Genomic DNA, 20971 nt, shown 5'->3' with positions numbered 1-20971 from the left:
TTTATCTTAATTCTGATCCTTTGATAAAAATATTTTTGGAGTAACATGTTCGACCAATCCTACTGCGTGGAGAGGGTCTCTCGTGGGGGTAAGTTCTAGGGAAAAACATGTCTTGGTCAGAATTTAAATCTCAATACCTGATCCGTTTCTGGAAGCCTCTTCCGGCGGTTATTGCAGCAGGTATCTTATCTACTTACTACTTTGGTTTAACCGGCACTTTCTGGGCAGTTACTGGTGAGTTTACTCGCTGGGGCGGTCATGTGATGCAATGGTTTGGTGCGCATCCAGAAGAATGGGGTTACTTTAAAATCATTGGTCTTGAAGGGACACCTCTCACTCGTATTGATGGGGTAATGATTATTGGGATGTTTGGTGGTTGTATTATGGCAGCACTTTGGGCCAATAATGTCAAACTTCGTCATCCTCAACATAAAGTGCGTATTCTTCAGGCCGTTTTGGGCGGTATTATTGCCGGATTTGGTGCACGTTTAGCCATGGGGTGTAACCTCGCGGCATTCTTTACCGGTATTCCTCAATTTTCATTGCATGCTTGGTTCTTTGCTGTTGCTACTGCTATTGGCTCTTATTTTGGTGCCAAACTTTCATTAATGCCACTATTTCGTATACCGGTAAAACTGCAAAAAGTCAGTAAAGCATCACCTATTACGCAAGATAAACAACGTGCAAAACGTCGCTTTCGATTGGGGATGGTTATCTTTTTTGCCATGATCGCATGGTCATTAATCATTCTATTTGATTCACCCAAACTCGGCTTTGCTATGCTGGGGGGAATTGGCTTTGGGATCTTAATTGAACGTGCGCAAATCTGTTTTACTTCCGCATTTCGTGACTTATGGATAACCGGTAGAACGCATATGGCGAAAGCGATTATTATCGGTATGGCAGTAAGTGCGGTGGGTATTTTTAGCTATGTACAATTAGGTGCTGCACCGAAAATTATGTGGGCCGGTCCTAATGCAGTTATTGGTGGTTTGTTGTTTGGTTTTGGTATCGTGCTTGCTGGTGGTTGTGAAACAGGCTGGATGTATCGTGCAGTTGAAGGGCAAATCCACTTTTGGTGGGTAGGTTTAGGTAACGTGATTGGTTCAACAATACTGGCGTACTATTGGGATGATTTTTCTGCGGTACTGGCTACCGACTACGATAAAATCAACCTATTAGATACCTTTGGTCCAGTTGGTGGATTAGCCATCACCTACCTGCTACTTGGTCTCTCTTTTATATTACTACTTTGGTGGGAAAAACATTTCTTCCGCAAAAGAGCGCAACAAGCGCAAGCGCTTTCAACACAAATTAATAAGGAAATCGCATGAACGAGAAAAAAACCATAGTGCCAGATTATCGTCTTGATATGGTCGGTGAGCCTTGTCCTTATCCTGCGGTGGCAACATTAGAAGCGATGCCGTCACTGAAAAAAGGTGAGATCCTTGAAGTGGTAAGCGATTGTCCTCAGTCTATTAATAATATTCCCTTAGATGCGAAAAACTACGGTTATACCGTATTAGATATTCAGCAAGATGGGCCGACAATACGCTATTTAATTCAAAAATAGCGGCGGAATAATTGATAAAAAAACAGCCTGATCATAGCGTGAGATAGGCTGTTTTTTTGTACTATGATATCGGGTGATAAAATTACTCGGCTTCACCACCAAGTACTTCGATAACCCTTTCAATTAGCGCGCTTAGTTCACCTGTCATTAAGACAAAATCGGCATCAAAACGCTGGGCAAAATCGGCTTTATCAATATCATCGTTTTGCTCACGCAAGGTATCACTAAATTTAATGCGCTTGATAGAGCCATCATCACAAAGCATGAATTGCAGGCGATCTTCCCAATCAAGAGAAAGCTTGGTGACAAACTTACCGGCTTCAATATGAGTGGCAATTTCATCAGAGACAAGCTCTTGTTTCTTACAACGTATCACGCCACCTTCTTCTAATACCGCTTTAAGCTCGGCTTCATCCATTAATGTAAAACCAGCAGGGAGTTCACCGGAACGAACCCATTGTGTCATTTTTGATTCGACAGACTCATTAAAATTGAGTGGAACCACGGGTAGCGAACCTAATGTTTTACGCAATAAGGCTAAATTATCTTCGGCACGTTTTGCACTACCTGAATCAACAATCACTAATTGTTTATCTAAATCTAACCAAATAAAGGTTTGTGAGAATTTGCTAAATGCGCGAGGAAGTAACGTGTGGACAACTTCATCTTTTAATGTCGCTTTTTCGGTTTTCTTTAATTTACGACCTTGTTCACCCTCTAACTTTTCAACTTTATCTTGTAGCGCTTGCTTAATGACGGTGGCGGGGAGGATCTTATCTTCTTTCCGTGCGCACATCATGACTTGTTTACCTGCAACATGGATAAGTGCTTCGCCACGATCACCCATAGGTGAAACCCAACCCGTTTTGGTCATATCTTGGCTACTACAAGGGGTGAATGCTAATGAAGCCAGCTGTTGTTCTAACTCATCCATTGACAGCGCTATCTCTTTATTTAAGCGATAGACCAAAATATTTTTAAACCACAGCATCTGACATTCCCCTTAATCATGATTAACAGCAATATGATACTGAATGTTAGCAGTATCTAAAAGGTAATATCCTTTAAAAGAAATTTATTATCGGCTCACAGTATAAAAACAGTGCTCAAGCTGAATCGAATAATTAGTAAAATTACTTTATGAAAATGAGTTTTATTCTTATTTGCTGCTAATTAACTTATCGTTTTACGGGAGAGATAATCTAAATCTCAAGAATTGTCGTAATGTGATAATTATCACGTAGTTGGGTTTTTATCCTATTTTTGAACGCTTTCTTTGCAACACTTTCAGATTTATCTCTGCATTAATTTACAAAAGAAAATTTATCTTGACGATTGGATGTGATTTTTATCACAGTTTTAAGAAAAAGTAACAGGTTGTTTTTCATGGTAACGATGGTGATCTAAATCACAAATATAAATATTTTTTTGCGGAAAATTGACAAAAACGCATAAATAGCCTTTTTATGTTAACTATGGTTATAGTTTAGCTTTAGTTATGATTAATAGAATCCGTCGTTCATAAACAAACATTGATTAGAGATTGTAATTAAACCTTACTCTTGTCCTATCTTGGTTGATATTTTTAGTTAATTATCCTTATAAAGTGTGTAGGTCATTCATTACTGCGAGTTAAATTGTAGTTAAATTTATTTTTAAGCTTATTTAAATAACAAGTAAATATAAAAATAGAAAATTATAGAATTGAGATAATAATATTTAAATCTTTAGGGTTATTTATTTAGTGGTTAAAAATAATACGTCCTTTTAAATATATTAAATAGCAAGGTAAATTTTTTTATTAGCAAAAACATTAGCTATGTAACAAAATGAAATATAAAAGAAAAATTAAAAAATGGTATTTTGAAAAAGTTGATTAAGTTCAAAAAATACGTATCTTTAAGCTTAATTGTGAAGCTCATCACTTAGGTATGTAACCATGAAAATATACTTTGATGTAATTGTGGGCTATATCACGAAAGTTAGGCTTTTTTTTGAGTAACATGCCAGCGAAAATTCAATGCTCTACTCGATTTGTGGATAGAAATAAAAGCAATGCCCTTATTTAAATAGTAATGAGGACATTATTTTTGTGTCTTATTGGTGAATATCTCTGTGTCAAGGAAATTAAAGCCTGTAAGAAAATTAAGTAGAGTAATAATAGCAGTTATAAAAATGAACGGTTGTAAAAGCGATTTTCTTGTTTGAGATCCGTGGCGGCGGCTCTTTGAACTGAAATCAGGGTTAATCATAGACGGCGGTATTATTTTTAACCTTAGAAAGAAAATCATAAAACTATAGAAAATAGATGGGTATTTTAATCATGAAAAGCTTAAAGCCTTTAGCAGCGCTGGTAGGTTTATTGGTTCTGTCGGGATCTGCAAACGCAGTAAATGTGTACAACGATAAAGGTACACGTTTTGATGTTAACGGTCAGTTCCGTTTAAAAACGCAAGTGACAAGTAAAGATCATGAAATGCGTATGCGTGATGATGGTAGCCGTATCGGTTTCTTTGGTTCACATGAACTGACTAACGATATCAAAGTGTTTGGTAAGTTAGAGTGGGGTTCAGATACTCAAAAAACCAACAGTGATAATGAGAAAACAAACTTTGATCTGTACAACCGCGTAGGCTATGTCGGTTTTTCTCATCGTGATTATGGACAAATCCAATTTGGTCGTACTTATATCCCAATTGACTGGGTGAAAAAATCAAGCTACGGCTATGGTAATACAGGGGTATTTTACTTTAGTGATGTATTAGGCCGTGCAGTAGGTTATTCAAGTAAAGGGGTTGGTAAAAACAACTTTATGACCCGTTTACCACAAACTATCTTTATTGAAACAAACCGTTATGAAGGCTTTAAATTAGCGGCAACTTTAACGGGTAAAGATGGTAAAGATAATGATGGTGATGGAAAAAATGGCGATCGCAGAACCGGTGATATCCGTCATGCCTATTCTGTCGTTGGTTTCTATAAATCAACTTTCGGTTTAGAGTTTGATGCGGGTTACTCAGCAGCTGTAGGTGAGCCTAATCTATACCCAGATAGTGTTGTTGGTAATAAAAAACCAGAAAATAGTATCTTAGCATTCGGTGCTGAATACTTCTTCCCTGGTCGCGAATTCTCTATCGGTATCGACTATGGTCAATCTCGCGGTAAAAATACTGGCTTAACCTTAAGAGAAGGTGCAACTGAGAAAGACTATAAATGGAACTCAGTTAAAGGCGATTGGAAAGCGAATTTATATGGTGTTGGTGTGAAATGGCACTGGGATCGTATCGAAAGTGGTATGTATGCGGGTTATTACCTGCGTGATGGCGATGCTAACACTTTCAACTACAAAAAAGAAACCTATACTGTGGGTGTAGATAAACGTTTTGCGGTATCTAAATACAACAACTTACGTTTATTCGCTGAAATGGCATATGATGATGCTCGTAGCGAAAACCCAGCCTATGAAGATAAAAAACAATATATCTTTGAAACTGGTATGCGTCTGTACTTCTAGTTTTATCAAAGCAAGTATTGTTTGACAGAAGTAATAAAAGGAGAGCAACTGTGCTCTCCTGTTAACCAATATATAAGGGGTGTGTAATGGTTAAGAATGTGTTGAAAATCTCAACATTAGCAATGTTGGTCGCATTCAATGTGAATGCTGCGACAGTCGATCTCCGTATTATGGAGACTTCGGATGTTCACAGTAACTTAATCGACTTTGACTACTTCAAAGACAAACCAACAGAACAGTTTGGTTATGTTCGTACGGCAAATTTAATTAAAGCCGCGAAAGCTGAAGCAACCAATGCGATTTTAGTGGATAACGGTGACTTGATCCAAGGTAGTCCACTGGCTGACTATCAAGCAGCTAAAGGCTTAGAGAAAGGGGAAGCTCATCCAGCGCACCAGTTAATGAATACCATGGGGTATACCGTAGGTAACTTTGGTAATCATGAATTTAACTATGGTTTAGATTACCTGAAAAAAGCCATTGCGGGCGCTGAATTCCCATATATCAATGCCAATATCATGGATGCGAAAACAGGCAAAAACTATTTCACACCTTATATCATTGTTGATACACCAGTAAAAGATCGTGATGGCAAAGAGCACACTATCAAGATTGGTTATATCGGCTTTGTACCACCACAGATTTTAATCTGGGATAAAGCCAATCTGGATGGAAAAGTCGTTGTCAATGATATTACAGAAACAGCGAAAAAATTCGTTCCTCAAATGAAAAAAGAGGGTGCGGATCTGATTGTGGCTATCCCTCACTCTGGTTTCTCTTCTGAACCTTATAAAGCTATGGCTGAAAACTCAGTCTATTATCTGAGTGAAGTTGATGGCATTAACGCTATTATGTTTGGTCATGCTCACGGCGTATTCCCAAGTAAAGAATTTGAAGGCATTAAAGGTGTTGATGTTGCTAAAGGCACTGTAAATGGTGTTCCAGCAGTAATGCCAGGCCAATGGGGTGATCACTTAGGTGTTGTCGATATGGTTATCAATAACGACAGCGGCAAATGGGTAATGACCCAAGCAACAGGTGAAGCGCGTCCTATCTTTGATAAAGCAAACAAAAAAGCATTAGTTGAACGTGATGCCGAGTTAGCGCAAATCATTGAAAAAGCACACCAAGGTACTCGTGATTTCGTCGGAAAACATATTGGTAAAGCGTCAGCTAATATGTATAGCTTCTTAGCTTTAGTACAAAGTGATCCAACGGTACAAATCGTTAACGATGCACAAGTTGATTATACTAAACACTTTATTCAAGGTGATCCGAACTTAGACGGCCTGCCAGTATTAGGTGCAGCAGCACCATTTAAAGCCGGCGGACGTAAAAATGCACCTGCAGACTTCGTTGAAGTAGAAAAGGGTGACTTAACATTCCGTAACGCAGCAGACTTATATCTGTATCCAAATACATTAGTGGTTGTAAAAGCAACCGGTGCAGATGTTGTTGAGTGGTTAGAATGTTCAGCGGGTATGTGGAACCAAGTTGATCCTAACTCAACCAAACCACAATACTTAATCAACTGGGATGGTTTCCGTACTTATAACTTCGACACTATCAGTGGCGTAGAGTATAAAGTTGATTTAACTCAGCCTGCTAAATATGACGTTGATTGCCAAGTTGTCAATAAAGATGCAAACCGTATCAAAAATGTCACTTACCAAGGCAAACCTATCGATCCTAAAGCAACTTTCTTAATTGCAACCAATAACTATCGTGGATACGGTGGTAAATTTGCGGGTACAGGTGAAAGCAATATCGCCTTTGCATCACCAGATGAAAACCGTGCAATCTTAGCTTCTTATATTGCTAAGCAAACGAAAGAAAATGGCGAAGTTGCAACAAAAGCTGCGAATAATTGGTCTTTCTTACCGATTAAGACAGATAAACAATTAGATGTTCGCTTTGAAACTTCACCAAGTGAAAAAGCCGCTAACTTTATTAAAGATTTTGCTCAGTATCCAATGACCTTTGTGGAAAATGACGATATCGGTTTTGCAATTTACAAAATCGACCTAACTGAGAAGAAATAATCTTATAGACCTGTCCATTCGGGCAGGTCGTTCTCATGTTTTGGCGTGAAAGAGTGCAGTTATTGCTCTTTAAGGGGATTTTATGCGCTTTATAAAGCTATTACCTGCTATTTTAGCTGTTATTTTAGCGGGTTGTGTGACACAAGCACCTGAAGTTAAACAACCATTAAAACCGCAAGCAAAATTAGTTGAAGGCGTATCTTGTATTTTACCTGATGCACCTACTGCCAATTATGACTATATTGCGACAAATGATCGTTATGGTCAAAATAGTAAAGCATCAACAGATTACTTTAAATTAGCCATTAATTACTCACCGGCTTTTTGTGATTATAAAAAAAATAATATTAAGCGTTTAAATAACGATAACGAAAAAGAGCGTGCTAAACGCGAATTCGATAAATTTGAAATCCAGTGTTTCTCAGATAATAAATTTGGCTGGATTGTTCATGGGCTATGGGCTGAAACCTGCGATGGTAAATCATGGGATGAATGCCGTGACTGGAAAGACATACGCAAGCATCCTCGTTTATGTAAAGGGGATTTACCACCATTAGAATACTCAGCGATTAAACCTTACTTATGTTCATCACCGGGTATTGACTTATTGCAAGGTGAATGGGAAAAACATGGCGTTTGTGCCTTTGATACGCCAGAAGCATTCTTTGGTCAGCAACAAGCGTTATTTGACGCATTAGTGTTACCAGAAGGCCGCCCTTCAAATAGTGAATTGATTAAGTTCTTAAAAGAAAATAATCCATCATTGAAGGATAAAGAAATTCAAATTAATCGAGATGAATTCTATATTTGTTATAGCAAAGATTTCGAAGTGATTGATTGTCCGAAACGTGAATATTGATCTAGGGATAAAACTTAAATGAACCATAAATATAAACTCGTAGCCCTTGCAGTAAGCTCCGTCTTATTAGCAGGTTGTGCTAAAAATTATGACGAAGCGAACGTCATTGATGTCCGTGTGATTGCACTCAATGACTTCCATGGTGCATTAAAAGCACCAGGTCCAAACAAGCCTGGTGGTATTGAGCATATGGCTACGCTGGTCAAAGAGCTGAAAAAAGATAACCCAAATAATATTGTGGTAGCTGCCGGTGATATGGTTGGTGCTAGCCCACTGTTATCTTCAATGTTCCATGATGAGCCAACTATTGAAGCGCTGTCATTAGCAGGTTTAGAAGCAACTTCAGTGGGTAACCACGAATTTGATAAAGGTATGGGTGAGTTACTGCGTAAGCAAAACGGTGGTTGCCATCCAGTTACAGGTTGTCAAGGTCCTACTGAATTTAAAGGTGCTGATTTCCAATATTTAGCGGCTAACGTGACTGTTAACGAAACAGGTAAAACGTTATTCCCTGAATATGTGATTAAAGAGTTCAATGGTATTCCGGTTGCCTTTATTGGTTTAACTTTAGAAGGTACTGCGGCTATCGTGACACCAAAAGGAACTGAAGGTTTAAGCTTCCACAATGAAGCAAAAACAATCAACGCTTTAGTGCCTAAGTTACAAGCTCAAGGTGTACAGGCGATTGGTGTTCTGATCCACGAAGGTGCTGCACAGCGCCGTGATGGTGGTCCAGTAAATATCAACGCATGTAATGGTATTACAGGTAAAGTACTTGGTGTGGTTGAACAATTAGATCCAGCGGTTGACTTTGTTGTAACGGGTCATACTCACCAAGCTTATAACTGTACTATTAACGGTAGATCAGTGACTTCTGCACAATCTAATGGCGCAATGTTAACGCGTATCGACCTGAAATTAGATAAAACAACGAAAGATGTTGTTGATGTAGAAGCGCGTAATATTTGGGTTGATAACCGCAAATATGAAAAAGATCCTGCTGTCACTAAACTGTTAGAAGCTTACGAGAAAATTGCTACACCATTAGCGAACCGTATTATTGGTAAACTAGAAGGTAACTTAACCAAGCAAACTAACGATGCAGGCGAATCGGGTCTAGGTCAAGTTATTGCTGATGCCCATTTATATACGGCAAAACCAAAAGATATGGGTGGCGCACAAATCGCCTTAATGAACAGTGGTGGTATTCGTGCTGATATGACGGGTGGTGATGTTTCTTATAACGCTATTTATACCGTACAACCATTCTCTAATGTACTGTTAACACAAACATTAACGGGTGAGCAGATCAAACGCTTATTAGAGCAACAGTGGGATCGTTCACGTCCACAAGTATTAGCGGTATCGGGTAATTTCCAATATACATGGGACAGCAAAGCACCTGTTGGACAACGTGTGATTGTTGAATCAATGCGTATTGATGGTAAGCCTGTGGATATGAAAGCGAATTACCGTGTAGTTGCAAATGAATACTTAGCAACAGGTGGTAGTAACTTCTCTGTACTGAAAGAAGGTAAAGATCCGGTTTACAGCGTGCCAGATGTTGATGCAGTAGTGAAATACTTTGCTGAGCAGTCACCTATTGCTCAACCAAAAGCGAACAACATTACTCGTAAATAACATATTTTCATACGCCTTGTGAAAATAGCACCTCTTATAAGAGGTGCGTAACTAAATAAAGAGAGCAAAGTGTTGAACACAAAGGGTCCATCCCTACCTTTGTATTCATTACGCACTTTGCTCTTTTTTTTTATGTTTTTTTGTTCCAAATGTGGAGGAATAAACATAAGAGTCAATGTCTTTACAAGGAATAATTTGTGGTGTATTGTTTTGTTATGCGACAAAAGATTGCGTTTTGTCGTTATTATAAAGTTCTAAAGTTATAACTGCTGTGAGGCTTGGAGTATAAGTAATGGCTATTTCCGTAAGATTAGATGAAGACTTTGTGTCTGATGCTAAAATTCATGCGGAAGCGAAAAGCAGAAGTGTTCCTAAACAAATAGAACACTGGGCAAAAATAGGCCGTATAGCTGAAGATAATCCCGATCTGCCATATAGCTTTATCGAAGAATTGTTACTGGCACAGGCGGAAGTCGAAAACAAAAAGGTTTCTCGATATGTCCGAACCACAAAAAGAGATTGATGTTTACCAGTCAGCTCGTTTTGAAAAGGCAATGAAAAAATTGCCGGGATCTGATGTGAAGATCATTGAAGATGAAATTGATCAAATAATCGATAATCCATTAATTGGAGAGCAAAAAAAAGGCGATCTTGCTCATCTTAGAGTACATAAGTTTAGACTTAATGATTTAACCGTACTACTAGGTTACTCATGGGTTGCCAATAAGCTGGAACTGTATTTATTACATATAGGCTCTCATGAAAATTTTTATGAAGCTCAGAAAAAGCAGCGAAAGCATGATATTAAACTGATCAAGTCATAAAAGAAGGGGGCTAATGCTCCCTTTATTATTTGTCGTGGGCAAAAAAAAGCCCACAGAGGCTGTGGGCAAGGAATGAAAATAAAAAGAGGGTATTTGGATCAGATGTCTATATTAAAGTCTATTATTTGAAGATTTTAAAACGAGCGTCATCTTCAATATAATTTTTCTCACTTGCTTCTTGTTCGATAGAGCCAAAGACCATTTGTGCTCTTAATTTCCAATGGCGAGGAATATCCCAAGTTGCGTGAACTTCATCATCAATAATTGGATTGTAGTGTTGCAGTGATGCCCCTACATTTTCAGCCGCAAGGGCAGTCCAGACAGAAAGCTGAGCCATACCACTGGCTTGCTCTGACCAAACAGGAAAGTTTTCAGCATACAGTGGGAACTGCTCTTGAAGCCCTTTAACGATATCAGTATCTTCAAAATAAAGGATGGAACCTGCACCGGCAGCAAAGCTATTAATTTTGGCTTCTGTTGCGCTAAATGCATCCGCAGGGACTAATTTTTTCAGAGTATCTTTAACGATATTCCATAGTTTCTGATGTTGTTCACCAAATAAAACGACAACACGAGAAGTTTGTGAGTTAAATGCGCTAGGGCTTTCTTTAACCGCTTCTTTGATGATCGTAGCAACTCTGTCTTCGCTAATAGGCAGTTGATTACCTAAATGATAAATTGTTCTACGTTTTTTCATTAATTCTGTGAATGCGTTAGACATGCTTATCTCCTTGATAAATATAAGCGTTTAAAGCTGTTTAGCCTGAGCTAATCTATGCACATACTATAGACGCTGTGGGTGATTTATTGATATCTAAAAATTTTAACCACTTACATCAAATTATTAGAGCTAGTCTTTAACTGATTGATTTTCATTGCTCTTATTACCATATCTAAACTCAGGTGCTAGCTGACTTATTCCTAAACCCCCCGCTTTTTTCACTTTTATTTGTACCGGAATACGCTCTTTCATCGCTTCAACATGACTGATCACACCAATAATTTTGCCAGAAGCATTAAGGCTATCTAAGGCATCTAAAGCAATATCTAGTGTATCAGGATCGAGAGTGCCAAAGCCTTCATCTAAAAAAAGTGACTCAATTTGCGTCTTATTACTGACTAAATCAGATAACGCTAAGGCAAGGGATAAGCTGACTAAAAAACTTTCTCCACCAGAAAGTGTACGTGTATCGCGTAGAGCATCTGCTTGCCATGTATCGGCAATCTGTAATTCAAGGCTACCTGTCGTTTTGCGTTGTAAAAAGTAACGACCATGTAGTTTTTCTAAGCGACGATTAGCCAGATAGATAAGATGGTCGAGGGTTAACCCTTGGGCAAAGCGACTAAATTTATCACCAGATGCAGAGCCAACTAACTCATTTAAATAGCTCCAATCATCATAATGCGCTTGCTGCTTGGCTATTTGCGCTAATAGTGTTTGTTGCTCTATCCGTTTTTCATCATCTTGGCGTAATTGTATTTGCAGACTAAATAGTGTTTCTTGCAACGCTTTGTGTTGCTTTGCTAAGTCGTCTAAATGGATATTACATTGCTCAGCAGTACATTGTGTTGAGAGTAATGGTTGTTGTAATAAATGTTGTTGATAGGCTTTTTCTTGAGTCTCAAGGCGCGTTTTTTCTTGTAAAAGTTTATCAAGTCGCTGTTTTTGCTGCTCTTGCAGACGTGTTCTTTCCTCTACCGATAATAGAGAGGCTAAAAAGTCATTTTCATCGGCAAAAAGACTCTCTTTTAACGCGTGTTGATAGTGTTCAGTGGCTTGTTGTGCTTGTGTTATTGCTCGTTGTAGGGCTTTTTCATTCTCTTGATATTGGCCAATTAATTGATTAAGTCGGTTTTCTAGTTGGTTTTTTTCTTGAGTATATTGCTCAATCTGGGTTTGTAAAAATTGGCTATGTTTATCAAGTTCACTGCGTACCTGCTCTACAGATTGTGAACCAAATAAGGCTTGTCGTTGATCCTGCCATTGTGTTTGTTGGTGCTGTTGTTGGCTTAATTTTGCCAATAGTGCTTCAAGTTCAGCCTGTTTTTCTGCTAAATAACGTTTTTTTTCATTTTGCGTCACTTGCTGTTCACGTAGGCTTTGTTGTAATAGCTGAAGCTCTTTTAACTGACTTTGATATTGCTGGTGCTCTTGTTGACGAGCCGCCAACCATGGCGTGAACTGCTCAAATTCAGGGAGTGTATAGCCTTGTTTTTCAATCGCTGACTGAATATGTTGTGCTAATTGTTGTTGCTGTTGGTGCAAGTGCTCGCTTTGTTGCTGATAGGTTTTGATTGTTTTTTGCAAATAATCTAAATCATTTTGCTGTTGCTTAACCGATTGTTGTTGTTGATTAAATTGCTCTTTTGCATTGAGAAAATGCGTATTCTTTTGATGTGTTTGGGCTTCTAATTGCTGATAACTGTCAAGTTTTTCTGTGAGAATAAGCTCTTGCTGATTTAATGATTGTTCTAATGTCAGTAAGTTATCTGCATCATCAACTAACGGTAAATGGTGTGCTTGTGCTAACGTCTGCCACTGTTGGGTCAGTACGCTATTCTCTTGGGTTAACTGAGCGATATTGTCACTCAAGGTGCTATTTTGTGAGCCATAGTTTACCCGTTGGGTTCGCTGTTCGGCTAAGGTGATGGTGAGTGAATGCACCTGCTGTTGTAATGCTTCTAAACGTAGCTTTGTCTCATCTGGTTTGATGTCATGATAGGTTTCTACATAAGGATGCTGTGTTGAGCCACATAGAGGGCAAGGTTTATCTTTCAGTAAACGTGCACGCTCTTGCTCATATTCGGCGACTTTTTGTAGCAAAAGATAGTTGTCATTTAAATCTTTAAGATGTTGTGCTTTCTCTTTTAGTGCCAGATCATTTTCTGCAATCGTTTGGGTTAGAGTCGCTATTTTTTGCTGATTTTCACTCAATGTAGTTTGATAATGTTGCTGCTCTTTGCCATTACGTTGTAATTGAGTGTGTAAATTTATAATTTTTGCCAATGCATTTTTTTGCAGATTAATTTGTTGTAATCGCGGTTTTATTTCATCGGGTTTGTCTGCTTTTTGACGCGCTTCCAATTGTGTTTGATAAGATTGTAGTTGCTGTTGCTGTAAATTAAGTTGCTCTTGTTGGGTGGCTAATGTTTGGGTAGCTTGTTGTAATGCTTTTTCCAAACTTATGACTTTTTCCTGCTCTGCTGTTTCTCGTTTTTTGTTGGCAAGATATTGGTTTGATATTTCATTATATTGCTGAAAATAGTGTTGCCATAAGGGTAGATTTTCCGCAAGTTGTGCATGATAGGCGTGTTGTGTTAAGTCGTTATTTAATTGATTAACTTGTTGTTGTGTGGTGATTAATTTTTTCTCGGCTAACTGAGAATGTTGCAGATATTCAGCGCATATTTTTTCTAATTTATGCTTGTGTTGGTTATTAGTACTAATTTCTTGTTGTAACAGCACCAATTGATTATCTAAAGGCAGTACCTTCTCACGAATTAACTGTAAAGTGTGCTGTTTTTTCTCATGATGCGTTTTTAATTGTTCATGAAAATCTGCCAATTTTTTATTGATAGGTAGGCTTTGTTGTTCAATAGCCTGTTTTTCTGTTTTTAAGCTTGTTAACTGTGTTGCTAAATAGTTTTGCTCTGTAAGACGACGATTTTTTTCATCATAAAGAGGGCGAATTTTTTCTGCTGGCTCATTTTTTTCTAAGCGTTGAATATCGGGTTGAGCAATAATTAATGCCTGTTGAGCCTCATAGAGTCCCGCTTGGGCTGATTGTTGTTGCTGCTGAATTTCTAGCGCTTTTTCTTGCCATTGCTTAGCAACTTGGTATTCCTGTTGCTCTTTTTGTAACCTTGTTACTTGTGCTTGAATATTGGCTTGTTGTGTTAATAGCTCTTGGCGTGTTGTTGCATCCAATAATGCCATCATTTGAGCTTGTTGTTTTAGCGTGTTTAAAGCCTGCTCTTCTTCGCGCCAATGTTTAAAAATTGTTTGTGAAATATGGCGATAGATATCTGTACCAGTAAGCTCTTCAAGTAGCTCTGCACGAGATTTGTCATCAGCGTTGAGAAATGCAGCAAATTGCCCTTGTGATAACAACATGGATTTAGTGAAGCGATCGAAATCTAATCCGGTGATCGAGATTATTTTTTCTTTTACTTGGCTAATTTTATTGGCTAAAACTTTATCTTCACCGCCTAAACGATTAATTTTTGCTAACTCAGCCTGTGGGGCTTGTAAGTTTCCCTCTTCTTTATAATTAGCACGACGTTGTTCCCAAAATGCCCGATAGGCAACCCCTTTAACTTCAAATTCCACTTCAGCTAAACATTCTGCAGTGTGACGAGTCATTAATTCATTTTGAGATTGGGTTACTTTATCTAAGCGTGGCGTTCTGTGATATAAGGCTAAACTAATTGCATCTAAGAGCGTGGTTTTACCCGCACCTGTCGGGCCTGTAATGGCAAATAGTCCATTGCTAACAAAAGGCTCTTGATCAAAGTTAATTTTCCATTCGCCTTTGAGTGAGTTAATGTTTTTAAAGCGCAGACTTAAGATTTTCATCGTGCGTTGTTATCCTCTTGCTCTGCCATTTCAACCGCTTGCTTAAAGAGTGTGGTTAACCGTATTTTGTCTTCCTCGGTTTCAAACTGGTGTTGAGCTAAGCGCCTTTCAAATACATCATATACAGTCAGTTCAGTTAGGGTTTCTTTCTCATTTTGCATCAGTGCTTGACGTTGTTTTCTCGCTCTTCTTAATACGATCACTTCAAAGAGTGGCGATTGAGTTAGCTCTTGAATACGGTTTTGAATATCACTGAGATAATCTTGAGTTGAAACTTCAATATCTAGCCAAATCGTGGTATCCATTTCATTATATTGTGTTGCTAACTTTTCGAGTTGTGTGGCAATTTCTTGTAACGAGCCTGAAAGAGTGCGTAATAGCTGAAACTCAGGGATGGGTAATAGTGTCATTTCCGCTAATTTATCTTGCTCAAAATCGATAAGACAAACACTTTTCTGTTGTGCACTTTCATCAAAACTTAATGGAATAGGTGAACCACTGTAGCGAATATGACCCGATTTATTGACGCGCTGTGGACGATGAATATGACCAAGGGCGATATAGTCAAATGGAGGAAATAGGGTTGCGTTAAAGGCTTCTAATGTGCCGATATAAATTTCACGTACCGAATCGCTAACACTGGCGCCAATCGTTGTCAGATGCCCTGTGGCAATGATAGGGATGTTAACATTGAGTTGTTTTCGTAAGTCGAGCGCGGCTTGATATTGGCGTTGATAATAATCTGCGATCGCTTCTTTTAAAGCGCCCTGTTTGTCTGCTCCCGATTGCCCACTTTTGCTATTTATCATATCTCTAGGGCGTAAATAGGGGATTGCACAAAGTAATGCTCCAGGTGTGTGATTTTTTTGATAAAGAATAATAGGGGCTTGTGGGGTTTCAGTGTGAACATTAGCAATGACGGTGGTATTTAAACACGCTAACAGTGATTTAGATTCATTTAGCGTTGCCACAGAATCATGATTACCCCCTAAAATAATCAGTTGGCACTGAGTATCTCTTATTGCGACGACAAATCGATTATAAAGCTCTCGGGCATAACTGGGGGGGGAGCCAGTATCAAAGATATCCCCTGCAACAATAACTGCATCAACTTGTTGTTCACGGATTTGCGCTAATAGCCAATCGAGAAATTGTTGGTGCTCTTGGGCGCGAGTTTTTGTAAAAAAATATTGTCCTAAATGCCAATCTGAGGTGTGAATAATCCGCATTGCTATCCCTTAATGTTAACTGCCGTCAGTATAGCGCACCTTACTTTTTTAGTGAAAATCCACCTATGAGCTACGTATTTTGAGTGAAATTGCACCAATTTTAGCCTTATTTACCTTAACAATGACACTGTATTCCAGTATTGTCATAGTCAGTCATAAATCTGTCATAAAAGTGCCTCATAATCATTATGACCCTCTATATAAATAACACAGGATAGAGTATGGCAAGGCGTATTCTTGTTGTTGAAGATGAAACCGCAATTCGAGAGATGATCTGTTTTGTATTAGAGCAAAATGGTTTTCAGCCTATTGAAGCTGAGGACTATGATACTGCATTGAGTTTTCTGATTGACCCTTACCCTGATCTGGTTTTATTAGATTGGATGATCCCCGGAGGCTCGGGTATCCAAGTGATTAAACAGATGAAGCGTGAAAATAATACCCGTGATATTCCTATTATTATGCTAACAGCAAAAGGGGAAGAAGAAGATAAAGTCAAAGGTCTCGAAACAGGCGCAGATGACTATGTGATTAAACCTTTTTCGCCTAAAGAGCTGGTGGCTCGGGTAAAGGCTATTTTACGACGATTGTCACCGATGTCGGCAGAAGATGTGATTGAATTTAATGGATTAAGTCTTGATCCTGTTTCACATCGAGTTACCAGTCAAGATAAACCCATTGATATGGGGCCTACCGAATTTAAACTTCTCCACTTTTTTATGACCCATCCCGAACGTGTATATAGCCGAGAGCAGTTGCTAAACTATGTTTGGGGCACCAATGTTTATGTCGAAGATCGTACTGTCGATGTACATATTCGTCGATTGCGTAAAGCTATAGAGCAAGATGGCCATGACCGAATGATACAAACGGTACGAGGAACGGGATATCGTTTCTCTGCTCGATTTTGAGTTGATAAGGGAGTAATTAACTGGTGTTAGAACGACTCTCATGGAAAGCCCTCGTGTGGGGGCTATTTCTATTTTGTTTACCTGCCTTTGTATTATCACTATTTATTGGCCACCTTCCTTGGTTGCTCGTGGTCTCATTACTGAGTGCCTTGATATGGCACGCCTATAATTTAATGAAATTATCTAAATGGTTATGGCTCGATAGATCGGTATTACCTCCAGAAGGGAAAGGGGGCTGGGAGCCTATTTTTTATGGTATACGACAAACACAGCAACGTAACCGTAAACGCCGTCGAGAATTAGGTGATTTAATTAAGCGTTTTCGTAGTGGGGCGGAAAGCCTACCTGATGCCGTTGTGATGATCACTAATGAAGGAAATATCTTTTGGTGTAATAGTCTTGCTCAGCATCTTCTAGGCTTTCGTTGGCCTGATGATAATGGACAAAATATTTTTAATTTATTGCGCTATCCCGATTTTTTACATTATTTCACCGTCGCCGATTTTAGCCGCCCTTTAACTATTGCATTAAATAATGGTGCTATTGTTGAATTTCGGGTAATGCCTTATGCGGATGATCAACGTTTAATGGTTGCTCGCGATGTGACCGAGAAGAATAAGTTAGAAAATTCGCGACGTGATTTTTTTGCTAATGTGAGCCATGAATTAAGAACACCTTTAACGGTTATTCAAGGCTATCTTGAGATGATGGAAGAGAATACCGCAGAAAACCCAGCTGAACATAAAGTGATTAAGACCATGCAAGAGCAAGCAAAGCGTATGGACTTATTAGTACAACAACTGTTACAGCTTTCACGTATTGAATCTGCGCCTCATATTGATTTGAACACGGTTGTCGATATGCCTGCGCTATTAAGCGTGCTTGAGCATGACGCGCACTCATTAAGCCAAGAACAACAAAATATCATCTTTGATATTGACCATAAATGGGCTGTTCGTGGTAATGAAGAGCAATTGCGTAGTGCCGTATCTAACCTTGTCTATAACGCCATAAATCATACCCCTGAGGGTACGACTATTCGCGTGAGTTGGAAAAAAGTACCACAAGGTATGTTGTTTAGTGTGTCAGATAATGGGCCGGGTATCAGTGCTGAACATTTAACGCGCTTAACCGAACGTTTTTATCGTGTAGATAAAGCGCGCTCCCGCCACACCGGTGGTACAGGGCTTGGATTGGCGATTGTCAAAAAGTCCTTACAACATCATCACTCAATACTGAATATTGAAAGTAAAGTCGGTGTAGGAAGCACTTTTTCTTTTATCATGCCGCAAACATTGTTAACAGAAAAAAAATAATTTCGTTTTTATCCTTATTTTATTAGTACCTTTATCACCTATTTTTAAAAGAGGTGATAAAGGTATTTTTGTCATATACCCATCAAATCAATATCAATAAAATCTAATATCGTAGCGTTAAATTTTAATATTATTAATTAATGGGAACTTTAATTGATGGCTAGATTGCCGTTTGGTGAGTGAAAAATATACAAATCATATCGGGGATAATTGGCGATATATAACAGTTATCACTGGCCTGAAAAAATACTTTAGATGATTATTCTGCTTTTTAGATCAGCTATTGCCTTTTTTCATTATAAAAGTTTTACTTGTGAGCAGTTATCGGCGCTTTTTTCTATTTAATATGTAATTGCTCTGTGTAAAATGATTATTCTTAAATATTATTCTGAATAACCCATCATGAAGCAAAATAGATACTGCTGATATTTTTGTTGTATTTACTTTATATAGTAAATGTAAATTAACCATCTAATAACGATATATTAACAAATCTTATGGCACATCGATTAACTTCCAGAGACATTCTGGCATTAGGTTTTATGACTTTTGCTCTATTTGTTGGAGCAGGGAATATTATTTTTCCCCCGATGGTGGGGTTGCAATCAGGGGAGTTTGTTTGGACTGCGGCCATTGGTTTTTTGCTAACCGGAGTTGGCTTACCTGTGCTAACAGTGGTGGCATTAGCGAAAGTGGGAGGGGGAATTGAAGCATTAAGCACCCCCATTGGTAAATCTATGGGACTTTTATTAGCAATAGTCGCTTATCTTGCTGTCGGCCCTTTATTTGCCACCCCTCGAACCGCAACGGTCTCTTTTAAAGTTGGCATTGCCCCTTTAGTGGGTGATAGTGATATTGCCTTACTTATTTATAGTGTTATTTACTTTTTAATTGTTATCGGTATTTCACTGTATCCGGGAAAATTACTTGATAGTGTTGGTCACATTCTGGCACCGATTAAAATTTTAGCCTTAGCTGTATTAGGTTTAGCTGCGCTATTTTGGCCAGCAGGAACGCCGATCCCCGCTACACAAGCATATCAAGATATGGCATTTACCCAAGGTTTTATTAATGGCTATCTTACCATGGATACGTTAGGCGCGATGGTCTTTGGTATTGTTATTGTCAATGCGGCCCGCTCAAGAGGGATTGATAATTCGTCTTTATTAACACGTTATACTATGTGGGCGGGAATTATCGCGGGTGTGTTATTAACGGCGATTTATCTTAGTTTATTTAAGCTTGGTTCTGCTAGCGGCAGCATTATTCCAGAAGCAAAAGATGGCGCAGATATTTTACATGCTTATGTGCAACATACTTTCGGTAATTTTGGTAGTTTCTTTTTAGCTCTGCTTATTTTCTTAGCTTGTATGGTGACAGCGGTAGGTTTAACTTGTGCTTGTGCGGAGTTTTTTAGCCGCTATTTGCCTATTTCTTATCGTACATTAGTATTGATTTTGGCTGTATTTTCCGCGGTAGTCTCTAATCTTGGTTTAAGTAAACTGATTGCGTTCTCCATTCCTGTTCTGGTGATGATTTATCCTCCTTGTATTGTGATTATTCTGATGAGTTTCACTTTACGTTTTTGGCATAATCCAAGCCGTATTATTGCCCCTGCAATGGCAATAAGCTTATTTTTTGGCATTTTTGATGCCATTAAAGCATCCGATCATTTAAAACATTTATTACCGGATTGGGCGGCTAAATTACCATTAAGTGAGCAAGGATTAGCGTGGTTAATTCCTGTATTAGTGACTATTGTTATATGCGCTATTTACGATAAAGTAGCTGGCTCACAACATAAAAAAGTGATCCACTCTGGGATAAACAAATAATTAATTTTAAATAAATAACAAAAAGCGGGAAAGAATTTTTATCCCGCTTAATTTTATGTATTCAATAGACCTCTTTAATAATTTATCTGCCATTCACCAAACTACGCATGATGTTCTTTCTCCTGATCAAGCTTTGCCAGAATCTGTTTGACCTGTTGCTCAAAATCAGCAGGAAGTGGGTTTTTACCAAAAGATAAAAAGGGCTTACGGGCTTGGTAATCAGCAGATGAAACGGCATCTCGACCTTGTTGCATATAGGCATTAAGGAAAGTGATAAAACGGTGGTTTTCACTGTCAGTACTGGTTAGGAAACTGGAGTAGTGGGACACATTGGGGCGATAGAGGATCGTTTTTAATTGGCCTGTTTTTTCATTAATGCCATATAGTTTAATTGCCAACATATTGCCCGCATAACCAAATTGCGCCTCTTTATAGCGGGTTAAACGCACTTTTCCCATGCCATAGCTATACAGTATTCCTCTTTGCCTATCCGCAATAAGGTACACAGGAGGTGTAAAGAAAGAGAGATAGCCAAATAGCCATAAAAAACCGGGGAAAAAAATTAGCCAGCCGATGACGAGGTATTTATCATATTGGCTATCAATAAAAAATTCACCGGAGTTATACGCTTTTATATACTCCCACCAGCTA

At 38.5% G+C, this 20971-nt stretch carries 15 protein-coding genes and 1 pseudogene; 11 read left to right on the top strand and 5 right to left on the bottom strand.

Annotated elements, in window-relative coordinates; translation table 11 throughout:
- Positions 1–107 precede the first annotated feature (107 nt).
- A complete protein-coding gene (gene yedE / locus AACV01_RS03410; protein WP_004245174.1) occupies positions 108–1334 on the top strand; it encodes a selenium metabolism membrane protein YedE/FdhT in 1227 nt (408 codons plus the stop codon).
- Positions 1331–1573, top strand: a complete 243-nt coding sequence (yedF, locus tag AACV01_RS03405) for a sulfurtransferase-like selenium metabolism protein YedF (RefSeq protein ID WP_004245173.1) — start codon at positions 1331–1333, stop codon at positions 1571–1573. The genes yedE and yedF overlap by 4 nt, the downstream gene beginning before the upstream one ends.
- An 82-nt stretch (positions 1574–1655) precedes the next feature.
- Here the strand turns inward: yedF and rdgC are convergent, their stop codons facing one another.
- A complete protein-coding gene (gene rdgC / locus AACV01_RS03400) occupies positions 1656–2564 on the bottom strand; it encodes a recombination-associated protein RdgC (RefSeq protein WP_004245172.1) in 909 nt (302 codons plus the stop codon).
- Positions 2565–3896: 1332 nt separating this feature from the next.
- On the opposite strand from rdgC, the gene AACV01_RS03395 reads away from it, so the two are divergent.
- From AACV01_RS03395 to AACV01_RS03370, 6 genes are all read left to right on the top strand, one after another.
- Positions 3897–5087 (top strand): porin, encoded by a 1191-nt coding sequence (locus AACV01_RS03395; RefSeq protein WP_223231988.1) that lies wholly within the window; start codon positions 3897–3899, stop codon positions 5085–5087.
- Between the two features lie 86 nt (positions 5088–5173).
- The gene (locus tag AACV01_RS03390) at positions 5174–7129 is read left to right on the top strand and encodes a bifunctional 2',3'-cyclic-nucleotide 2'-phosphodiesterase/3'-nucleotidase (protein WP_004248998.1); all 1956 of its coding nucleotides are present in this window, start codon (positions 5174–5176) and stop codon (positions 7127–7129) included.
- A gap of 82 nt (positions 7130–7211) precedes the next feature.
- Complete coding sequence (locus AACV01_RS03385; protein WP_004245169.1) at positions 7212–7988, top strand: ribonuclease T2 family protein; 777 nt, start codon at positions 7212–7214, stop codon at positions 7986–7988.
- Between the two features lie 18 nt (positions 7989–8006).
- The gene (locus AACV01_RS03380; protein ID WP_161682433.1) at positions 8007–9629 is read left to right on the top strand and encodes a bifunctional metallophosphatase/5'-nucleotidase; all 1623 of its coding nucleotides are present in this window, start codon (positions 8007–8009) and stop codon (positions 9627–9629) included.
- A 292-nt stretch (positions 9630–9921) separates the two neighbouring features.
- Positions 9922–10152, top strand: a complete 231-nt coding sequence (locus tag AACV01_RS03375) for a ParD-like family protein (protein WP_004245167.1) — start codon at positions 9922–9924, stop codon at positions 10150–10152.
- A complete protein-coding gene (locus tag AACV01_RS03370; RefSeq protein ID WP_004245166.1) occupies positions 10127–10453 on the top strand; it encodes a type II toxin-antitoxin system RelE/ParE family toxin in 327 nt (108 codons plus the stop codon). The genes AACV01_RS03375 and AACV01_RS03370 overlap by 26 nt, the downstream gene beginning before the upstream one ends.
- Positions 10454–10574: 121 nt before the next feature.
- Here the strand turns inward: AACV01_RS03370 and AACV01_RS03365 are convergent, their stop codons facing one another.
- The 3 genes from AACV01_RS03365 to sbcD all read right to left on the bottom strand — a co-directional run bounded on the left by AACV01_RS03365 (position 10575) and on the right by sbcD (position 16258).
- Positions 10575–11174 (bottom strand): nitroreductase family protein, encoded by a 600-nt coding sequence (locus AACV01_RS03365; protein ID WP_004245165.1) that lies wholly within the window; start codon positions 11172–11174, stop codon positions 10575–10577.
- Positions 11175–11303: 129 nt separating this feature from the next.
- Positions 11304–15029, bottom strand: a complete 3726-nt coding sequence (locus AACV01_RS03360) for an SbcC/MukB-like Walker B domain-containing protein (RefSeq protein WP_161682431.1) — start codon at positions 15027–15029, stop codon at positions 11304–11306.
- On the bottom strand, positions 15026–16258 hold the full coding sequence (sbcD, locus tag AACV01_RS03355) for an exonuclease subunit SbcD (RefSeq protein ID WP_161682429.1): 1233 nt from the start codon (positions 16256–16258) through the stop codon (positions 15026–15028). Before sbcD ends, AACV01_RS03360 begins: the two co-directional genes overlap by 4 nt.
- 221 nt (positions 16259–16479) lie before the next feature.
- Here sbcD and phoB point away from each other — a divergent pair, with 221 nt between their 5' ends.
- The 3 genes from phoB (at position 16480) to brnQ (ending at position 20320) form a co-directional block, all read left to right on the top strand.
- Positions 16480–17169 (top strand): phosphate regulon transcriptional regulator PhoB, encoded by a 690-nt coding sequence (gene phoB / locus AACV01_RS03350; protein WP_004249004.1) that lies wholly within the window; start codon positions 16480–16482, stop codon positions 17167–17169.
- A 23-nt stretch (positions 17170–17192) separates the two neighbouring features.
- Positions 17193–18485 (top strand): phosphate regulon sensor histidine kinase PhoR, encoded by a 1293-nt coding sequence (gene phoR / locus AACV01_RS03345; RefSeq protein WP_004245160.1) that lies wholly within the window; start codon positions 17193–17195, stop codon positions 18483–18485.
- A 497-nt stretch (positions 18486–18982) separates the two neighbouring features.
- Complete coding sequence (brnQ, locus tag AACV01_RS03340) at positions 18983–20320, top strand: branched-chain amino acid transport system II carrier protein (RefSeq protein ID WP_012367452.1); 1338 nt, start codon at positions 18983–18985, stop codon at positions 20318–20320.
- A gap of 101 nt (positions 20321–20421) precedes the next feature.
- On the opposite strand, the pseudogene AACV01_RS03335 reads toward brnQ, so the two are convergent.
- A pseudogene (locus AACV01_RS03335) lies at positions 20422–20971 on the bottom strand (hypothetical protein); the annotation flags it as partial.

The sequence above is a fragment of the Proteus sp. G2609 genome, from assembly GCF_963896135.1.
Lineage (GTDB): Bacteria > Pseudomonadota > Gammaproteobacteria > Enterobacterales > Enterobacteriaceae > Proteus > Proteus mirabilis.
The sequence above is the reverse complement of the archived record's forward strand: the minus strand, read 5'-3'. Positions and strand labels throughout refer to the sequence as shown.